This is a genomic window from Ruegeria sp. BC2, assembly GCF_056539245.1.
This window is the reverse complement of sequence record NZ_JBQFUQ010000002.1, coordinates 1-18653: the sequence shown is the minus strand read 5'-3', so window position 1 is coordinate 18653 and position 18653 is coordinate 1. Positions and strand designations below refer to the sequence as shown.

Annotated in this window: 13 protein-coding genes; 11 read left to right on the top strand and 2 right to left on the bottom strand. The window is 59.9% G+C overall.

The annotated features are described in order from the left end of the window. Positions 1-699: a 50S ribosomal protein L1 gene (gene rplA / locus ACR0CU_RS10365; protein WP_170360931.1), complete on the top strand. Its 699-nt coding sequence runs from the start codon at positions 1-3 to the stop codon at positions 697-699. 65 nt (positions 700-764) lie between these two features. On the opposite strand, the gene ACR0CU_RS10360 is transcribed toward rplA, so the two are convergent. Continuing rightward, positions 765-2036 carry a DUF2254 domain-containing protein gene (locus ACR0CU_RS10360; RefSeq protein ID WP_170447796.1) on the bottom strand — a complete coding sequence of 424 codons (1272 nt, stop codon included), beginning with the start codon at positions 2034-2036 and terminating at the stop codon, positions 765-767. 331 nt (positions 2037-2367) lie between these two features. Between ACR0CU_RS10360 and rplJ the strand changes: the two genes are divergently transcribed. The 6 genes from rplJ to ACR0CU_RS10330 all read left to right on the top strand — a co-directional run bounded on the left by rplJ (position 2368) and on the right by ACR0CU_RS10330 (position 14343). Beyond that, entirely contained in the window at positions 2368-2886 is a 519-nt protein-coding gene (gene rplJ / locus ACR0CU_RS10355) for a 50S ribosomal protein L10 (protein WP_093964423.1), read from the top strand. A 79-nt stretch (positions 2887-2965) separates the two neighbouring features. Next, on the top strand, positions 2966-3343 hold the full coding sequence (gene rplL, locus ACR0CU_RS10350) for a 50S ribosomal protein L7/L12 (RefSeq protein ID WP_093964343.1): 378 nt from the start codon (positions 2966-2968) through the stop codon (positions 3341-3343). 251 nt (positions 3344-3594) lie between these two features. Further along, a complete protein-coding gene (gene rpoB, locus ACR0CU_RS10345; protein WP_170447798.1) occupies positions 3595-7731 on the top strand; it encodes a DNA-directed RNA polymerase subunit beta in 4137 nt (1378 codons plus the stop codon). A gap of 50 nt (positions 7732-7781) precedes the next feature. Continuing rightward, positions 7782-12023, top strand: coding sequence for a DNA-directed RNA polymerase subunit beta' (rpoC, locus tag ACR0CU_RS10340; RefSeq protein ID WP_170360935.1), 4242 nt, complete (start codon positions 7782-7784; stop codon positions 12021-12023). A 195-nt stretch (positions 12024-12218) separates the two neighbouring features. Next, the gene (locus tag ACR0CU_RS10335) at positions 12219-13328 is read left to right on the top strand and encodes an HlyD family secretion protein (RefSeq protein ID WP_170447800.1); all 1110 of its coding nucleotides are present in this window, start codon (positions 12219-12221) and stop codon (positions 13326-13328) included. Positions 13329-13473: 145 nt separating this feature from the next. Beyond that, positions 13474-14343, top strand: coding sequence for a DMT family transporter (locus ACR0CU_RS10330; RefSeq protein ID WP_480642994.1), 870 nt, complete (start codon positions 13474-13476; stop codon positions 14341-14343). Here ACR0CU_RS10330 and ACR0CU_RS10325 read toward each other — a convergent pair. Then, a complete protein-coding gene (locus tag ACR0CU_RS10325; protein ID WP_170525786.1) occupies positions 14328-15134 on the bottom strand; it encodes a putative rhamnosyl transferase in 807 nt (268 codons plus the stop codon). The two genes, ACR0CU_RS10330 and ACR0CU_RS10325, sit on opposite strands and share 16 nt — an antisense overlap. Before the next feature lie 374 nt (positions 15135-15508). Here ACR0CU_RS10325 and rpsL point away from each other — a divergent pair, with 374 nt between their 5' ends. From rpsL to ACR0CU_RS10305, 4 genes are all read left to right on the top strand, one after another. Further along, positions 15509-15880 carry a 30S ribosomal protein S12 gene (gene rpsL / locus ACR0CU_RS10320; RefSeq protein ID WP_005980675.1) on the top strand — a complete coding sequence of 124 codons (372 nt, stop codon included), beginning with the start codon at positions 15509-15511 and terminating at the stop codon, positions 15878-15880. Between the two features lie 15 nt (positions 15881-15895). Beyond that, positions 15896-16366, top strand: a complete 471-nt coding sequence (gene rpsG / locus ACR0CU_RS10315) for a 30S ribosomal protein S7 (protein WP_093964348.1) — start codon at positions 15896-15898, stop codon at positions 16364-16366. Between the two features lie 18 nt (positions 16367-16384). Next, positions 16385-18502: an elongation factor G gene (fusA, locus tag ACR0CU_RS10310; protein WP_170360942.1), complete on the top strand. Its 2118-nt coding sequence runs from the start codon at positions 16385-16387 to the stop codon at positions 18500-18502. 60 nt (positions 18503-18562) lie between these two features. Then, positions 18563-18653 (top strand): GTP-binding protein (locus tag ACR0CU_RS10305; protein WP_215675807.1); only part of this gene is annotated, 91 nt, incomplete at its 3' end.

Sequence of the window (18653 nt, the reverse complement as noted above, 5' to 3'; positions counted from 1 at the left end):
ATGGCAAAACTCGGTAAACGTACCCGCGCAGCGCGCGAAGCCGTCGCCGGCAAGGAAAACCTGTCGGTCGAAGAGGCAGTTGCACTGGTCAAGGCCAACGCAACCTCGAAGTTTGACGAAACCATCGAAATCGCCATGAACCTGGGCGTCGACACCCGTCACGCAGACCAGATGGTGCGCGGCGTCGTCGGTTTGCCGAACGGTACCGGCAAGGACATGCGCGTTGCTGTCTTCGCGCGCGGCCCCAAGGCTGAAGAGGCGAAAGAAGCCGGTGCGGACATCGTCGGCGCCGAGGACCTGATGGAAAGCATCCAGGCCGGCAACATCGACTTTGACCGTTGCATCGCAACCCCGGACATGATGCCGATCGTCGGTCGTCTGGGTAAGGTTCTGGGCCCCCGCAACCTGATGCCGAACCCCAAGGTCGGCACCGTGACCATGGACGTGAAAGCGGCCGTGGAAGCAGCCAAGGGCGGTGAAGTTCAGTTCAAGGCGGAAAAAGGTGGTGTCGTGCACGCAGGCGTCGGCAAGGCGTCGTTCGACGAAGCCAAGCTGGCGGAAAACGTCCGCGCCTTCATCTCGGCCGTTGCCAAGGCGAAGCCGTCGGGCGCCAAGGGCACCTATATGAAGAAAATCGCGCTGAGCTCGACCATGGGCCCCGGCGTGACCGTGGATGTGGCGCAAGCTTCGGGCGAATAAGCTGACACGTTCTTTCGGAAATTCGAACCCCGGGCGGTCATGCTGCCCGGGGTTTTCTTTTGCTCTCAGATAGCAGGTTCGACTGTGACCTGATTGGGTATTTCGCGCACGCGTGCCTTGTCAGCCTCCAGCCTGAGGTCGCGCTCGGCAACGGTCAATGCCTGGTTCGCAGCCGCCCGCGCCGCGGTTGTCATTGCTCCGTCTTGAGTCTGCGTCAGTCGGGTCAGCGCGCTGAGAATGGCCTCGTGGACTTCGACCTTGTCGCCGGCATCCCGGGAAATGGCCGCATAAGCGTCACGCAGGAATGTGTCGATCGCGATTTCCGGGGCATGGATTCTCGGGAATTGCGGGTCGGCGGGCTGGGTGGGCCGCGAGCCAAGTGGCAGGAGAACCCGCAGCAACCTCTCGACCATCTGAATTGCCGTCATCGGGTCGTTGATACCCGGCGAGAGCGCGCGCTGTGCGATTTCCGACAGGGTTTGAATGCCAAAGCGGGGGTCTTGATTGAAGCTGCGCTCGGTCCCGATCACGAAGGCTTCCCGGATGGTTTCACCATCCATTTTCCGGGTCGCTCTGGCCAGGGGTTGGCCTTCGGTCACGAACTGCCCCGGCAGCGCCATGATCCAGATCTCGCAGTCGTTCTCTTCGGCGCAGGAATGCAGCATGCCGACATCCACGTGGCGCACGTTCCCAGTCGAACTGGCCCGCACGTCGTGCCCGGTTCGCGGAACATCCGCGGCGGCTTGATATGGAATGGCGCCGAGGCACGGCAGTTCCATGGCTCGGGTCATGGTGTCCCTGGCGTTTTTTTCTATCTTGCGTGCCGTTTCGGAGATGCTGCCATAGCTGGGCAATTGGTCGATCCAGAGCAAGAGCGCCAGTGTCACCAAAAAGATCACCACCAAGGTGAACGCAAGCGCAACGGCGATGGATTGCTGGGTGTAGACCCCGGTTTCGACAAGGATCAGCGATACGAGCGCGAAGATGAATGCGCCGAGAAACGTGGCCAGCACATTTTGCGAGACACTGTCTTCTTCGATCACCTGCTGGGCGCGGGGGGAGGACTGGTTCGAGGCCCATCGCTGTGCCGCGACCATGATCGACAGCGAAAAGGTCGTGACCGCTAGCATGGATGACGCCAGAATGCCGAGGATCTTTGCCACGGCCTCGGTGCTCAGCCGTTGTGCGAGAAAGTCGGGGACGAAGCCACCGAGGTAGGTGCCAATCCCCGCGCTGACCACGGCGAGAGCAGCAATCAGGCTGGTTCGAACCCATAATTGGCGAGAAATCTGACGAAACAGGAATTGCGGCTTGGAAATGGATTTCAACTTGATCATCCGTTGATCCTGTTCGGGTTTGCGGTCATTGTCTACCGGCTTGGGGTTCGGTCAATTTACCCCTTGGAAACCCCGGCCATCTGCCCTAAAGAGGGCTGCGGAATAAAGCGTGCGATTCGTCGTGCGCTTTATTTCGTTTCGTCCAAGACGGTGGGTGGGTCCTTCCGGCCCCTTAATTCCCTGCCTGAGACGGGTAAGACCAAAGAATTTCGAGGGTCCTGACCCTCGGGCGCATTTTGGCCAATCCCGTAACAACGGACCTGAACGCCGGGGCGCAGCCCTCGGCAAATATGAGCCGGGGTGAAATATCGCCCCTAACTTGGAGAGAACTGTGGATAGAGCCCAGAAAGAGAAAGTGGTCGAGGAACTCGGCCAAATCTTCGAAAGCTCTGGCGTCGTAGTGGTTGCTCACTACGCCGGTCTGACAGTTGCCGAGATGCAGGACCTTCGCGCACGTGCTCGTGACGCGGGCGGCTCCGTGCGTGTTGCCAAGAACAGGCTCGCCAAAATCGCCCTCGACGGTAAGCCATGTGCGAGCATTGCTGACCTGCTGACGGGTATGACTGTTCTGACCTATTCCGAGGACCCCGTGGCAGCAGCCAAGGTGGCCGAGGACTTCGCCAAGGAGAACCAGAAGTTCGAGATCCTTGGCGGTGCAATGGGCGAGAACGCTCTGGACCGGGCTGGTGTTACAGCCGTGTCGAAAATGCCGTCGCGTGAAGAGCTTATTGCTTCGATCGTGGGTTGCATCGGCGCGCCTGCTTCGAACATCGCCGGTGCAATTGGCGCACCTGCAAGCAACATCGCAAGCATCCTTTCCACCATCGAAGAGAAGGCGGAAGCTGCGTAAGCGGTTGGCACTGAATGATCTGCGTGGGGCACATGCCCTGACGTTGGAACACACACTGTAAACGGAAAGAGCTGATACAATGGCTGATCTGAAGAAACTGGCAGAAGAGATCGTTGGTCTGACCCTGCTGGAAGCACAAGAACTGAAAACCATCCTCAAGGACGAGTACGGCATCGAGCCCGCAGCTGGCGGCGCCGTCATGGTCGCAGGCGCAGCTGGCGATGCCGGCGGTGCAGCTGAGGAAGAGAAAACCGAATTCGACGTCGTTCTGAAGAACGCCGGCGCTTCGAAAATCAACGTCATCAAAGAAGTTCGCGGCATCACCGGCCTGGGCCTGAAAGAAGCCAAGGAACTGGTCGAAGCCGGCGGCAAGATCAAAGAAGGCGTGGACAAGGCAGAAGCCGAAGAGATCAAGGGCAAGCTGGAAGCAGCTGGCGCCGAGGTCGAGCTGGCCTAAGCCTGTCTTTCGGTGCATCGCGGATGCGCCGTGGAATTTGGCTGGGCCCGGAGAAATCCGGGTCCAGCCGAACCTGTCTTAGAAAGGGCCTCATGTGCTGGGGCGTTTTCTAAGACGCGGTTCGCGGATCGGGAGGCTACCATTCGGGACGGTGGCCACGAATTGATCCGGACGTGTCGTCTCGTATGTGCAAGGCGCCGGGGCCCGACGGTGTTTTTGCCCGCTGAGAACATCGAAAGGTGACATCTGACATGGCTCAATCGTTCCTTGGCCAGAAACGTCTTCGGAAATACTACGGCAAAATCCGCGAAGTCCTGGAAATGCCGAACCTCATCGAGGTCCAGAAATCCTCCTATGATCTATTCCTGCGCTCTGGCGATGCCGACCAGCCGACCGACGGCGAAGGTATCAATGGCGTGTTCCAATCGGTCTTTCCGATCAAGGATTTCAACGAAACTTCCGTGCTGGAATTCGTGAAATACGAGCTGGAAAAGCCGAAATACGACGTTGAAGAGTGCATGCAGCGCGATATGACCTACAGCGCGCCGCTGAAGGTCACTCTGCGCCTGATCGTGTTTGATGTCGACGAAGACACCGGGGCCAAATCGGTCAAGGACATCAAGGAACAGGACGTGTTCATGGGCGACATGCCCCTGATGACGCCGAACGGCACCTTCATCGTGAACGGCACCGAGCGCGTGATCGTGTCCCAGATGCACCGGTCGCCCGGTGTGTTCTTCGACCACGACAAGGGCAAGACTCACTCCTCGGGCAAGCTGCTGTTTGCCTGCCGCATTATCCCGTACCGCGGCAGCTGGCTGGACTTCGAGTTCGACGCCAAGGACATCGTCTACGCACGCATCGACCGTCGCCGCAAACTGCCGGTGACCACGCTGCTCTATGCCCTGGGCCTGGACCAGGAGGCGATCATGGACGCGTATTACGACACCGTGTCCTACAAGCTGAACAAGAAGAAGGGCTGGGTCACCCCGTTCTTCCCCGAACGTGTGCGCGGCACCCGCCCCACCTATGACCTGATCGACGCAAAAAGCGGTGAAGTGATTGCCGAAGCCGGCAAGAAGGTCACCCCGCGCGCGGTCAAACAGCTGATTGACGAGGGCAAGGTCACTGACCTTCTGGTGCCGTTCGACCACATCGTGGGCAAGTTCGTCGCCAAGGACATCATCAATGAAGAAACCGGTGCGATCTATGTCGAAGCCGGTGATGAGCTGACCCTGGAATATGACAAGGATGGCGAGCTGATCGGCGGCACCGTGAAGGAGCTGATCGATGCCGGCATCACCGACATTCCGGTTCTGGACATCGACAACATCAACGTCGGTCCGTACATCCGCAACACCATGGCGCAGGACAAGAACATGGGCCGCGAAAGCGCGCTGATGGACATCTACCGCGTCATGCGCCCAGGCGAGCCACCCACCGTCGAGGCCGCGTCGGCTCTGTTCGATACCCTGTTCTTCGACAGCGAGCGCTATGATCTGTCGGCCGTTGGCCGCGTGAAGATGAACATGCGCCTGAACCTGGATGCTCCGGACACCCTGCGGACTCTGCGCCGCGAAGACATCGTGGCCTGCATCAAGGCACTGGTCGAGCTGCGTGACGGCAAGGGCGACGTGGACGACATCGACCACCTGGGCAACCGTCGTGTGCGCTCGGTCGGCGAATTGATGGAAAACCAGTACCGCGTCGGCCTGCTGCGCATGGAACGCGCCATCAAAGAGCGCATGTCGTCGGTCGAGATCGACACCGTCATGCCGCAGGACCTGATCAACGCGAAACCGGCGGCGGCCGCCGTGCGTGAATTCTTCGGCAGCTCGCAGCTGTCGCAGTTCATGGACCAGACCAACCCGCTGTCGGAAGTCACCCACAAACGCCGCCTGTCGGCGCTTGGCCCGGGTGGTCTGACGCGCGAGCGTGCGGGCTTTGAGGTGCGCGACGTCCACCCGACCCACTATGGCCGGATGTGCCCGATTGAAACGCCGGAAGGCCCGAACATCGGTCTGATCAACTCGCTGGCCACCTTTGCCCGCGTGAACAAGTACGGTTTCATCGAAACCCCCTATCGCGTCGTGAAAGGCGGGCAGGTGACCGATGAGGTCCACTACATGTCCGCGACCGAGGAAATGCGTCACACCGTGGCCCAGGCCAACGCGACGTTGGATACGGATGGCAAGTTCATCAACGATCTGGTCTCGACCCGTCAGGCCGGTGACTACACGCTTGCCCCGCGCGAGAACGTGGACCTGATCGACGTTTCGCCGAAGCAGCTGGTCTCGGTTGCGGCCTCGCTGATCCCGTTCCTTGAAAATGACGACGCCAACCGCGCTCTGATGGGCTCGAACATGCAACGTCAGGCGGTTCCGCTGCTGCGGGCCGAGGCGCCGCTGGTCGGTACCGGGATTGAGGAAAAGGTTGCGATCGACTCGGGTGCTGCGATCCAGGCGAAACGTGCCGGCATCATCGACCAGGTTGATGCCCAGCGTATCGTTATCCGGGCCACCGAAGATCTGGAACTGGGCGACGCTGGCGTTGACATCTATCGTCTGCGCAAGTTCCAGCGTTCGAACCAGAACACCTGCATCAACCAGCGTCCGCTGATCAAGGTGGGTGACACCGTCCAAAAGGGCGAGGTCATCGCTGATGGTCCGTCGACCGATATGGGTGAACTGGCTCTGGGCAAGAACGTGGTCGTCGCGTTCATGCCGTGGAACGGTTACAACTACGAAGACTCGATCCTGATCTCGGAACGCATCGCGCGTGATGACGTCTTTACCTCGGTCCATATCGAGGAATTCGAAGTCGCCGCCCGTGACACCAAGCTGGGTCCGGAAGAGATCACCCGCGACATCCCGAACGTCGGTGAAGAAGCGCTGCGCAACCTCGACGAGGCGGGCATCGTTTACATCGGTGCGGACGTCGAGCCGGGCGATATTCTGGTCGGCAAGATCACTCCGAAGGGCGAAAGCCCGATGACCCCGGAAGAAAAGCTGCTGCGCGCCATCTTTGGTGAAAAGGCATCTGACGTGCGCGATACCTCGCTGCGCGTGAAACCGGGCGATTACGGTACGGTCGTCGAAGTCCGCGTCTTCAACCGTCACGGTGTCGAGAAAGACGAGCGTGCGCTGCAGATCGAGCGTGAGGAAGTCGAACGTCTGGCCCGTGACCGGGACGACGAACTGGCCATCCTTGACCGCAACATCTATGCGCGTCTCAAGTCGATGATCCTGGGCAAAACCGCCGTCAAGGGGCCGAAAGGCATCAAGGCGGGCTCGGAGATCACCGAAGAGCTTCTCGAATCGCTGACCCGCGGTCAGTGGTGGCAGCTGGCGCTGGAAGACGAGAAGGACGCCCAGATCGTCGAGGCTCTGAACGAGCAGTATGAGGTGCAGAAACGCGCCCTGGATGCCCGTTTCGAGGACAAGGTCGAGAAGGTCCGCCGTGGCGACGACCTGCCGCCCGGCGTGATGAAGATGGTCAAGGTCTTCATCGCCGTGAAGCGCAAGCTGCAGCCGGGCGACAAGATGGCCGGCCGTCACGGGAACAAGGGTGTGATCTCGAAGGTCGTGCCTATGGAGGACATGCCGTTCCTTGCGGATGGTACTCCGGTCGACTTCTGTCTGAACCCTCTGGGCGTGCCGTCGCGTATGAACGTCGGTCAGATCCTTGAAACCCACATGGGTTGGGCCGCGCGCGGTCTGGGTCTGAAGATCGACGAGGCGCTGCAGGAATACCGCCGCTCGGGCGACCTGACGCCGGTCCGTGACGCGATGAAACACGCCTATGGCGAGGATGTCTACGAAGAGGGCATCAGCGGCATGGACGAGGATCAGCTGATCGAAGCGGCCAGCAACGTGACCCGCGGTGTTCCGATCGCAACCCCGGTCTTTGACGGCGCCAAAGAGGCCGACGTCAATGACGCGCTGATCCGCGCCGGTTTCTCGGAAAGCGGTCAGTCGATCCTGTTCGACGGCCGCACCGGCGAGCAGTTCGCGCGTCCGGTGACCGTGGGCATCAAGTATCTGCTGAAACTGCACCACCTGGTGGACGACAAGATCCACGCGCGTTCGACCGGGCCGTACAGCCTGGTGACCCAGCAGCCGCTGGGTGGCAAGGCGCAGTTCGGTGGTCAGCGCTTTGGTGAGATGGAGGTCTGGGCTCTGGAAGCTTACGGCGCCGCCTACACCCTGCAGGAGATGCTCACCGTGAAATCGGATGACGTCGCCGGCCGGACCAAGGTCTATGAGTCGATCGTCAAGGGCGAGGATAACTTCGAGGCGGGCGTACCGGAATCGTTCAACGTTCTGGTTAAAGAAGTCCGTGGCCTCGGCCTGAATATGGAACTCCTGGATGCGGAGGTTGAGGAGTAAGGGCGCTGCCCTTTCTCCCGTCCCCCCTTCCGCAAGATTTGAGGTAACAAATGAACCAGGAAATCACCAACAACCCGTTCAACCCGCTGACGCCGCCCAAGGTTTTCGACGAGATCAAGGTCTCGCTGGCGTCGCCCGAGCGGATCCTGTCTTGGTCCTATGGCGAGATCAAGAAGCCCGAAACCATCAACTACCGGACGTTCAAGCCCGAGCGTGACGGCCTGTTCTGCGCGCGTATCTTTGGCCCGATCAAAGACTACGAATGCCTGTGCGGCAAATATAAGCGGATGAAGTATCGCGGCGTTGTCTGCGAGAAATGCGGTGTGGAAGTCACCCTGCAGAAGGTTCGCCGCGAGCGTATGGGCCACATCGAGTTGGCCGCGCCCGTCGCACATATCTGGTTCCTGAAATCGCTGCCGTCCCGCATCGGTCTGATGTTGGACATGACGCTGCGCGATCTGGAACGCGTTCTGTACTTTGAAAACTACGTCGTCATCGAGCCCGGTCTGACGGACCTGACCTACGGCCAGATGCTGACCGAGGAAGAGTACATGGACGCGCAGGATGCCTATGGCATGGACGCGTTCACCGCGAATATCGGTGCCGAAGCCATCCGTGAGATGCTGGCCCAGATCGATCTGGAAGCCGAAGCCGAGCAGCTGCGCGCTGATCTGGCCGAAGCAACCGGCGAGTTGAAGCCCAAGAAGATCATCAAGCGTCTGAAGGTTGTTGAATCCTTCCTCGAGTCGGGCAACCGCCCCGAGTGGATGGTGATGACCGTGATCCCGGTCATTCCGCCGGAACTGCGTCCGCTGGTTCCGCTGGATGGTGGCCGTTTTGCGACTTCGGATCTGAACGATCTGTATCGCCGTGTCATCAACCGGAACAACCGTCTGAAGCGCCTGATCGAACTGCGTGCACCTGACATCATCGTCCGCAACGAAAAGCGGATGCTGCAGGAATCTGTTGATGCTCTGTTTGACAACGGCCGTCGTGGCCGCGTGATCACCGGCGCCAACAAGCGTCCGCTGAAATCGCTGTCGGACATGCTGAAAGGCAAGCAGGGCCGCTTCCGTCAGAACCTTCTGGGTAAGCGCGTCGACTTCTCGGGCCGTTCGGTCATCGTGACCGGTCCGGAACTCAAGCTGCACCAGTGTGGTCTGCCCAAGAAGATGGCGCTGGAACTGTTCAAGCCGTTCATCTACTCGCGCCTTGAAGCCAAGGGTCTGTCTTCGACCGTGAAGCAGGCGAAGAAGCTGGTCGAGAAAGAGCGTCCCGAAGTGTGGGATATCCTCGACGAGGTGATCCGCGAACACCCAGTCATGCTGAACCGTGCGCCGACACTGCACCGTCTTGGCATTCAGGCGTTCGAGCCGGTCCTGATCGAAGGTAAAGCCATCCAGCTGCACCCGCTGGTCTGTTCGGCCTTCAACGCCGACTTCGACGGTGACCAGATGGCCGTTCACGTCCCGCTGAGCCTTGAGGCGCAGCTGGAAGCGCGTGTTCTGATGATGTCGACGAACAACGTTCTGTCGCCTGCAAACGGCGCTCCGATCATCGTTCCGTCGCAGGACATGATCCTGGGTCTCTACTACGTGACCCTGGAACGCGAAGGCATGCCCGGCGAAGGCAAGGTCTTTGGTTCGATCGACGAAGTCCAGCACGCGCTGGACGCGGGCGAGGTGCACCTGCACTCGAAAATCACCGCGCGGATCACCCAGATCGACGAAGAAGGCAACGAGGTTCAGAAGCGTTTTGAAACCACGCCGGGCCGTGTTCGCTTGGGGGCTTTGCTGCCCAAGAACAACAAGGCACCGTTTGAACTGGTCAACCGTCTGCTGCGGAAGAAAGAAGTGCAGCAGGTGATCGACACCGTCTACCGCTACTGCGGTCAGAAAGAGTCGGTGATCTTCTGCGACCAGATCATGTCGATGGGCTTCAAGGAAGCTTTCAAGGCCGGTATTTCGTTCGGCAAGGACGACATGGTGATCCCCGAGGACAAGTGGGGCATCGTGGACGAAACTCGCGAACAAGTGAAAGACTTCGAACAGCAGTACATGGACGGCCTGATCACTCAGGGCGAAAAGTACAACAAGGTTGTCGATGCCTGGTCGAAGTGTAACGACCGCGTAACCGAAGCCATGATGCGCACCATCTCGGCCGTGGCCAAGGATGAGGGCGGCGCCGACAAAGAGCCGAACTCGGTCTACATGATGGCGCACTCCGGTGCGCGTGGCTCGGTGACCCAGATGAAGCAGCTGGGCGGCATGCGCGGCCTGATGGCCAAGCCGAACGGCGACATCATCGAGACGCCGATCATCTCGAACTTCAAGGAAGGTCTGACCGTTCTTGAATACTTCAACTCGACCCACGGTGCCCGTAAGGGTCTGTCGGATACCGCTCTGAAGACGGCGAACTCGGGCTACCTGACCCGTCGTCTTGTTGACGTGGCGCAGGATTGCATCGTGCGCGAGGTTGATTGTGGAACCGACCGTGCGATCACGGCCGAAGCTGCGGTCAATGACGGTGAAGTCGTCGCGTCGCTGGCGGAACGCGTTCTGGGCCGTGTGGCCGCAGATGACGTTCTGCGTCCGGGAACCGACGAGGTCATCGTCGCCGCCGGACAGCTGATCGACGAACGCATGGCCGATACGATCGACGAGGCCGGTGTTGCCTCGATGCGCATCCGCTCGCCTCTGACTTGTGAGTCCGAGGAAGGCGTCTGTGCAACCTGCTACGGTCGTGACCTTGCACGCGGGACCATGGTGAACACCGGTGAGGCTGTCGGCATCATCGCCGCGCAGTCGATCGGTGAACCGGGTACGCAGCTGACGATGCGGACCTTCCACATCGGTGGCGTTGCGCAAGGTGGTCAGCAGTCGTTCCAGGAAGCGAACCAGGACGGTGTCGTTGCCTTTGAGAACCCGCAGATCCTGGTCAATGCCGCCGGCGAAAGCCTGGTCATGGGCCGGAACATGAAGCTGGTGATCAACGACGAACACGGCGAAGAACGCGCCAGCTTCAAGCTGGGCTACGGCTCGAAGCTGTTCGTCAAGGAAGGCACCAAGGTCAAGCGCGGCGACAAGCTGTTCGAGTGGGACCCCTACACCCTGCCGATCATCGCCGAGAAAGCCGGTACCGCAAAATACGTCGACCTGGTTTCGGGCATTGCTGTCCGCGACGAGACCGACGATGCAACCGGCATGACCCAGAAGATCGTGATCGACTGGCGCGCCGCCCCCAAAGGCAGCGATCTGAAGCCCGAGATCATTCTTGTGGATGACAATGGCGAGCCGGTCCGCAACGATGCGGGCAACCCGGTTCACTATCCGATGTCTGTGGACGCGATCCTGTCGGTCGAAGACGGTCAGAAGATCGAAGCCGGTGACGTTGTTGCGCGTATTCCGCGTGAAGGCGCCAAGACCAAGGACATCACCGGTGGTCTGCCGCGTGTGGCCGAACTGTTCGAAGCGCGTCGTCCGAAAGATCACGCAATCATCGCGGAAGCCGATGGTTACGTGCGCTTTGGCCGCGATTACAAGAACAAGCGCCGCATCAGCATCGAGCCGGTCGACGAGTCGCTGGAGACGATCGAGTACATGGTGCCCAAGGGCAAGCACATCCCGGTGCAGGAAGGCGACTTCGTGCAGAAGGGTGACTACATCATGGACGGTAACCCGGCTCCGCACGACATCCTGTCCATCATGGGTGTCGAAGCGCTGGCGGATTACATGATCGACGAGGTGCAGGACGTCTATCGTCTGCAGGGCGTGAAGATCAACGACAAGCACATCGAAGTCATCGTACGCCAGATGCTGCAGAAGTGGGAGATCCTGGACTCGGGCGACACCACCCTGCTGAAGGGCGAGCATGTCGACAAACAGGAGTTCGACGCGGCCAACGAGAAGACCATCGCCCGCGGTGGTCGTCCGGCCCAGGGCGAGCCGATCCTGCTGGGGATCACCAAGGCTTCGCTGCAAACGCGTTCGTTCATCTCGGCGGCATCGTTCCAGGAAACCACCCGCGTGCTGACCGAAGCTTCGGTTCAGGGCAAGAAGGACAAGCTGGTTGGCCTGAAAGAGAACGTCATCGTCGGCCGTCTGATCCCGGCCGGTACCGGTGGTGCGACACAGCGTGTCCGCCAGATCGCGCAGCAGCGTGACAATGTCGTCATTGAGGCACGTCGCGAAGAGGCCGAGGCCGCAGCCGCGCTGGCCGCTCCGATGATGGATGATGACATGGTCGGCGATGAGCTGGACTCGCTGGTGGAAACTCCGGAAAGCCGCGAATAATATCGGCGACGAGAAACTCAGAAAGGCCCTGCGGTTCCGCGGGGCCTTTTTTGTTTCGGCCGGTGCCGGAAGCGGCCAGGGTTCGATCCAAACACTGTGATTTCAAACGGAACTGCTGCATACTCAAAAATCAGAATGTGGTAATGGAATTGCTCCCGTCATCACTGTTTGGATCTCAACACGGGTCTTGATCGGATGCTCATAGTCCTTGGATTGTATTTTGGCGTGATTTGGCTGGTCTTCTCCAAGTTCAGCCTGCTGCCCTGGAATGGCTTCTGGAAGACCGTTTCATACGGTGGGGCCGCCGTCGTCGCGTTGGTTGTCATCGGCGCACTCAACCACACGGCGCCTACGGGGCCTGTGTCGGTTCTGGGTGTTCAGACAAGCATTGTGCCTAATGTCTCCGGAACGGTCGTCGAAGTTGCCGTTGAGCCGAACCAGAAGGTCAACGAAGGCGATCTCTTGTTCAGAATCGATCCCGAGTTCTACGTGCTCGAGGTAGCGCGGCTGGAGGCATCTCTGGAAGCCGCCCGGTCGGCAGCGGACCAATTGACCACGGATCTGGCGGCTGCCGAAGCCGATATCGCTTCATTGACCGCGCAACTTGTTTTTGGGCAGCGGCGGCGGGATGACATCGTTCAACTGGAAGAGCGTGGCGCATCCACCACCTTCAAACTGCAGGAAGCGGTCGCGACGATCGAACAGCTCACCGCAAGCATTCGTGCAGCAGAAGCGCGAAAAGCGGGGCTGGAGCGCCGGATCGCAGCTCAGATCGACGGTGAGGATGTGGCGGTCGTGGAGGCCGAACAGGCGCTTGCGCAGGCCGAATGGAACCTCAAGCAGACGGAAGTCTACGCGCCGGGCGACGGGATCGTCAGTGCGGTCACGCTGCGCCCGGGCAATCGCGCGACAACCTTCCAGGGCGCATTGACCTTCATAGATCCGACGAACCACGCGTTGGTGGCCTCGCTGCCCCAATCCAGCCGTTCCAATGTCGGCCTTGGCGATGAAATACGTGTGGCGCTGCGAACCCAGCCGGGATCCGAGATCACGGGAACTATTTCGGGGTTTCCGCCGGCCCTGTCTGAGGGCGCATTGGATCTCCGCTCCGGTTTACCTTCGATGCGCGAACTTGTCGGGATCTCCAGCTTTCCGGTCCTCATCGAACTGCCTGGCGATGTACCTCTGGAAACACTTCAATTCGGCGCGTCGGGCACCGCGCTTGTGATGACTGACAAGGCGGGGCCGATTTCGCCACTTGCAGAGATTCTGTTCTGGGTCACGCAGAAGCTGAACTACCTGTAGGCGGCAACGCAGAAACCCGCCCCATGGCAGTGATCAGGAACAACTGCGAACGGACCAAACAAAATCGAATTGGCCGTATCACAAGTTGACAATCTGCTCAGGTGAGATGCCAATGCCGGGACCAGATTGAAACCGGGCCACGGCAATGACACCGAACGTCAAAGGCGCCCTGCTGATGATGGGCAGCATGGCCGCATTCACTGTGAACGACACGCTGGTCAAAGCGGCTGGTCAGGAGGTGCCACTGTTCCAACTGGTGGCTCTGCGTGGGTTGTTGGCGACCATCCTGGTTTTTGCGTTGGCGCGGCATCTGGGGGCATTGCATCTGCGGTTCGGGCGGCACGACCGCTGGTTGGTGGCTTTTCGCTGCGTGGCGGAATTGTCGGCGACGTTCTTCTTCCTCACGGCTTTGATGCACATGCCGCTGGCCAATGTGACCGCGGTTCTGCAGGCCCTGCCGCTGACCGTAACCCTGGGTGCGGCCCTGTTCTTTTCGGAACAGATCGGGTGGCGGCGGATCATGGCCATTGCATTGGGGTTTGCAGGCATGTTGCTGATCGTGCGACCGGGTCCGGACGGGTTCAGCATCTACGCCATGTATGCCCTGATTGCCGTCATCTGCGTGACGGCTCGGGATTTGATCACCCGCCGAATGTCGCCCGAGGTGCCATCGATGGTCGTTACCTTGGCAACCTCATTGACGATTACCACCGGTGCGGCAATTGCCTCGGCTTTTCAGGGTTGGGTGCCGATGACGCCCGGGTCGGGGATGTTGATTGCCTCGGCGGCTGTTTTCGTCCTGCTGGGGTATCTCTTCAGCGTCATGGTGATGCGCGTCGGCGAGGTCAGCTTTGTCGCGCCGTTCCGATACTCGAGCCTGATCTGGGCCTTGGGTCTGGGATGGGCGGTATTCGGAGATTGGCCTGACCGGATCACCATGCTGGGTGCCGCACTGGTGGTCACCGCGGGCCTGTTCACCCTCTTTCGCGAGCGGGCACTTCAGGCGTCCGAATAGACGCGTCGGACCACCGCCGGATCAATTGCAAACCGGGTTTCGAACTGCTTTGCCAGAGCGGGGGTCAACGGTTCCAGCTTGGCCTTGCTTGTGCGGGTGTTGGGTGAATCGTTGAACCCGTTGAGACTGCGCACCCACATCGGCGGTTCGTTCTGGCTGATGACTGGCATGAAGTTGCCGATCTTTTGGTGGGCAAAGTTCATGATCGTCAGCTCACAACCGCCGCGCACATACATCCCAAAACCAACACCCAGCAGGGACCGGTGAACCGGCGTGGCCTGGATTCCGCTGGCGTCGAACCGGGCAAGAAAGCCGTGATTGAAATCGATGGCAACCATCTTGTTGCGCCGCACCAGCCCTTCGGCGTCCTGAACCGCGCGGCGCAGCAATTCGACGAAATCCACCGCAATCGCATCGTCGTCATCATGACGGAATTGCAGGCATGGCAGGTCAGGGTTCAAGCGTGCCCGGTTCAGGACGTCCTTCATGATAGAGCGATGCCGGCCGGGTTCCCGCGAGACGATTTGCACTTGTTTCATGCCCGAAGTCAGGTCGTTCAGACGATCACGGGCGGCCCGAGGCAGGCAGGCCCCCGTCACGATCAGAAACTGAAACCGCGGATCCGTCTGGGCGCGTAGGGCGGGCAGGGCGCAGGTCTCGAACAGGCGGAACCGCGCGTCCAGACGCCGGGGGTCATACAGATAGCGCCGGCGCGCTTCGACCGACTCGTGCATGGTCTGGAACCCGCCGATGGCCGGGTAGGAGAAACGGCACAGACCAATGACTTGCATCTTCACTTCCGGTAGGAATACACCAGTGCGGACTATGCCCTGAGGGATGTGACACCGCAACCGATGTCGCTTCCGCCGCGACGCAAGGCTGCAAGGCGGGCAGGCATCTGCCGGGGCTGTTGACAGTCGGGCCGACTCCCCCTATACGCCCGTCATCTCGGTACCGGGGGCCGCCCCAAAACCGATTTCAGTATTGAACTGGTCAAGGCCCGGACAATTTTGCAGTTCGCGCCCTCTGATAACCAACCGCGACGTTCACCTCGGAATGGGAACGCTCGCGGGTTTTGCGCTTGTGGACGCATTGGCGCAGCGAAGTTAGCCGCACGCAACGCGCGTGCATGTCATGTGTGTTGCAAAACGGGGAAGAAACCGGAATGCCAACTATTCAACAGCTGATCCGCAAACCGCGGCAGCCCAAAGTAAAACGCTCGAAGTCCATGCACCTGGAGCAGTGCCCGCAGAAGCGTGGCGTCTGCACCCGCGTGTACACCACCACGCCGAAAAAGCCGAACTCGGCTATGCGTAAGGTTGCCAAGGTGCGCCTGACCAACGGTTACGAAGTCATTTCGTACATCCCGGGTGAAAGCCACAACCTGCAAGAGCACTCGGTTGTTCTGATCCGTGGCGGCCGTGTGAAAGACCTTCCGGGTGTCCGCTACCACATCCTGCGTGGTGTTTTGGATACCCAGGGCGTCAAAGACCGTAAGCAACGTCGTTCGAAATACGGCGCGAAGCGTCCCAAGTAAGAAGGAGAGGCTGATATGTCACGTCGTCACGCCGCCGAAAAACGCGAAGTCCTGCCTGACGCCAAATTTGGCGACAAGGTCCTGACCAAGTTCATGAACAACCTGATGATCGACGGCAAGAAGTCGGTCGCAGAGCGTATCGTCTACAACGCCTTCGACCGCGTTGAGAGCAAGATCAAACGCGCTCCTGTCGAGGTGTTCCACGAAGCACTCGACAACATCAAGCCGTCGGTCGAGGTTCGCTCGCGCCGGGTTGGTGGTGCAACCTACCAGGTTCCGGTCGAAGTGCGCCCCGAGCGCCGCGAAGCTCTGGCCATCCGCTGGCTGATCACCGCCGCGCGCGGCCGCAACGAAAACACCATGGAAGAACGCCTCGCCGGCGAACTGCTGGACGCCGTACAGTCCCGCGGTACTGCCGTTAAGAAGCGCGAAGACACCCACAAGATGGCCGAGGCGAACAAAGCCTTCAGCCACTATCGTTGGTAATCCCAGAGGCTTATCCAAATGGCACGCGAATATCCGCTCGAACTATACCGTAACTTCGGTATCATGGCGCACATCGATGCAGGCAAGACCACCTGCTCGGAGCGTATCCTGTATTACACCGGCAAATCCCACAACATCGGTGAGGTGCACGATGGTGCAGCCACCATGGACTGGATGGAGCAGGAGCAGGAACGCGGCATCACCATCACTTCGGCTGCGACCACCACCTTCTGGGAGCGCACCGAGGACGGTCAGACCGCCGATACCCCCAAGCACCGCCTGAACATCATCGACACCCCCGGCCACGTTGACTTCACCATCGAAGTCGAGCGTTCGCTGGCGGTTCTCGACGGTGCCGTCTGCGTTCTGGACGCAAACGCCGGTGTTGAACCCCAGACCGAAACCGTGTGGCGTCAGGCTGACCGCTACAAAGTTCCGCGCATGGTCTTCGTCAACAAGATGGACAAGATCGGCGCCGACTTCTTCAACTGCGTTCGCATGATCGAAGACCGCACCGGCGCGCGCGCCGTCCCTGTCGGTATCCCGATCGGTGCAGAGAACGAGCTGGAAGGCCTGATCGACCTGGTCACCATGGAAGAATGGCTGTGGCAGGGCGAAGACCTGGGCGCAAGCTGGGTCAAAGCTCCGATCCGCGACAGCCTGAAGGACATGGCTGAAGAATGGCGCGGCAAGATGATCGAAGCGGCCGTCGAAGAAGACGACGACGCGATGATGGAATACCTGGAAGGCAACGAGCCCGACATTCCGACCCTGCGCAAACTGCTGCGCAAGGGCACCCTGGCGCTGCACTTCGTGCCGGTTCTGGGTGGTTCGGCGTTCAAGAACAAAGGTGTTCAGCCGCTGCTCAACGCCGTGATCGACTATCTGCCCAGCCCGCTGGACGTTGTCGACTACATGGGCTTCAAACCCGGTGACGAGGAAGAAGTCCGCAACATCGCGCGTCGCGCTGACGATGACATGGCCTTCTCGGGCCTGGCGTTCAAAATCATGAACGACCCCTTCGTTGGCTCGCTGACCTTCACCCGGATCTACTCGGGCGTTCTGAACAAGGGCGACTCGATCCTGAACTCGACCAAAGGCAAGAAAGAGCGCATCGGTCGTATGATGATGATGCACTCGAACAACCGGGAAGAGATCGAAGAGGCGTTCGCAGGCGACATCATCGCTCTGGCGGGTCTGAAAGACACCACCACCGGTGACACCCTGTGCGATCCGAAGGATCCCGTGGTTCTGGAAACCATGACCTTCCCCGATCCGGTGATCGAGATCGCGGTCGAGCCCAAAACCAAGGGCGACCAGGAAAAGATGTCTCAGGGTCTGGCCCGTTTGGCCGCCGAAGACCCGTCCTTCCGCGTGGAAACCGACCTGGAATCGGGTCAGACCATCATGAAGGGCATGGGCGAACTTCACCTGGACATCCTGGTCGACCGTCTGAAGCGCGAGTTCAAGGTCGAAGCCAACATCGGTGCGCCGCAGGTGGCCTATCGTGAGACCATCTCGATGCCGATCGAACACACCTACACCCACAAGAAACAGTCGGGTGGTTCGGGTCAGTTTGCTGAGGTCAAGCTCGAGATCACTCCGACCGAACCGGGCGAAGGTTATTCGTTCGAAAGCCGCATCGTTGGTGGTGCCGTTCCGAAGGAATACATCCCGGGTGTCGAAAAAGGCATCCAGTCCGTCATGGACAGCGGCCCGCTGGCCGGCTTCCCCGTGATCGACTTCAAGGTTGCCCTGTTGGACGGTAAATTCCACGACGTCGACTCGAGCGTTCTGGCGTTCGAAATCGCGGCGCGGATGTGCATGCGCGAAGGTCTGAAAAAGGCCGGCGCGAAACTGCTGGAACCGATCATGAAGGTCGAAGTGATCACCCCGGAAGAGTACACCGGCGGTATCATCGGCGACCTGACTTCGCGTCGGGGCCAGGTGTCTGGACAAGAGCCGCGCGGCAACGCGATTGCGATCGACGCATTCGTGCCGCTGGCCAACATGTTCGGCTACATCAACACTCTGCGTTCGATGTCGTCGGGCCGCGCCCAGTTCACCATGCAGTTCGACCACTATGATCCGGTTCCGCAGAACATCGCGGAAGAGATCCAGGCAAAATACGCATAACCGAAAAATAGAGGGAGCCTGCTGCCCGGGCTCCCTTCATTTCCGAAAAAGGAGGCCATCATGGCAAAGGAAAAGTTTGAGCGTACAAAACCGCACGTCAACATTGGCACGATTGGCCACGTTGACCACGGCAAGACGACGCTGACCGCAG

What these genes read in the sequence shown, in the direction of transcription:
- ACR0CU_RS10330 (WP_480642994.1), top strand. Translation starts at nt 13,474, where the DNA reads ATGACACCGAACGTCAAAGGCGCCCTGCTGATGATGGGCAGCATGGCC.
- rpoC (WP_170360935.1), top strand. Translation starts at nt 7,782, where the DNA reads ATGAACCAGGAAATCACCAACAACCCGTTCAACCCGCTGACGCCGCCC.
- rplA (WP_170360931.1), top strand. Translation starts at nt 1, where the DNA reads ATGGCAAAACTCGGTAAACGTACCCGCGCAGCGCGCGAAGCCGTCGCC.
- rpsG (WP_093964348.1), top strand. Translation starts at nt 15,896, where the DNA reads ATGTCACGTCGTCACGCCGCCGAAAAACGCGAAGTCCTGCCTGACGCC.
- rpoB (WP_170447798.1), top strand. Translation starts at nt 3,595, where the DNA reads ATGGCTCAATCGTTCCTTGGCCAGAAACGTCTTCGGAAATACTACGGC.
- rplL (WP_093964343.1), top strand. Translation starts at nt 2,966, where the DNA reads ATGGCTGATCTGAAGAAACTGGCAGAAGAGATCGTTGGTCTGACCCTG.
- ACR0CU_RS10335 (WP_170447800.1), top strand. Translation starts at nt 12,219, where the DNA reads ATGCTCATAGTCCTTGGATTGTATTTTGGCGTGATTTGGCTGGTCTTC.
- ACR0CU_RS10360 (WP_170447796.1), bottom strand. Translation starts at nt 2,036, where the DNA reads ATGATCAAGTTGAAATCCATTTCCAAGCCGCAATTCCTGTTTCGTCAG.
- fusA (WP_170360942.1), top strand. Translation starts at nt 16,385, where the DNA reads ATGGCACGCGAATATCCGCTCGAACTATACCGTAACTTCGGTATCATG.
- ACR0CU_RS10325 (WP_170525786.1), bottom strand. Translation starts at nt 15,134, where the DNA reads ATGCAAGTCATTGGTCTGTGCCGTTTCTCCTACCCGGCCATCGGCGGG.
- rpsL (WP_005980675.1), top strand. Translation starts at nt 15,509, where the DNA reads ATGCCAACTATTCAACAGCTGATCCGCAAACCGCGGCAGCCCAAAGTA.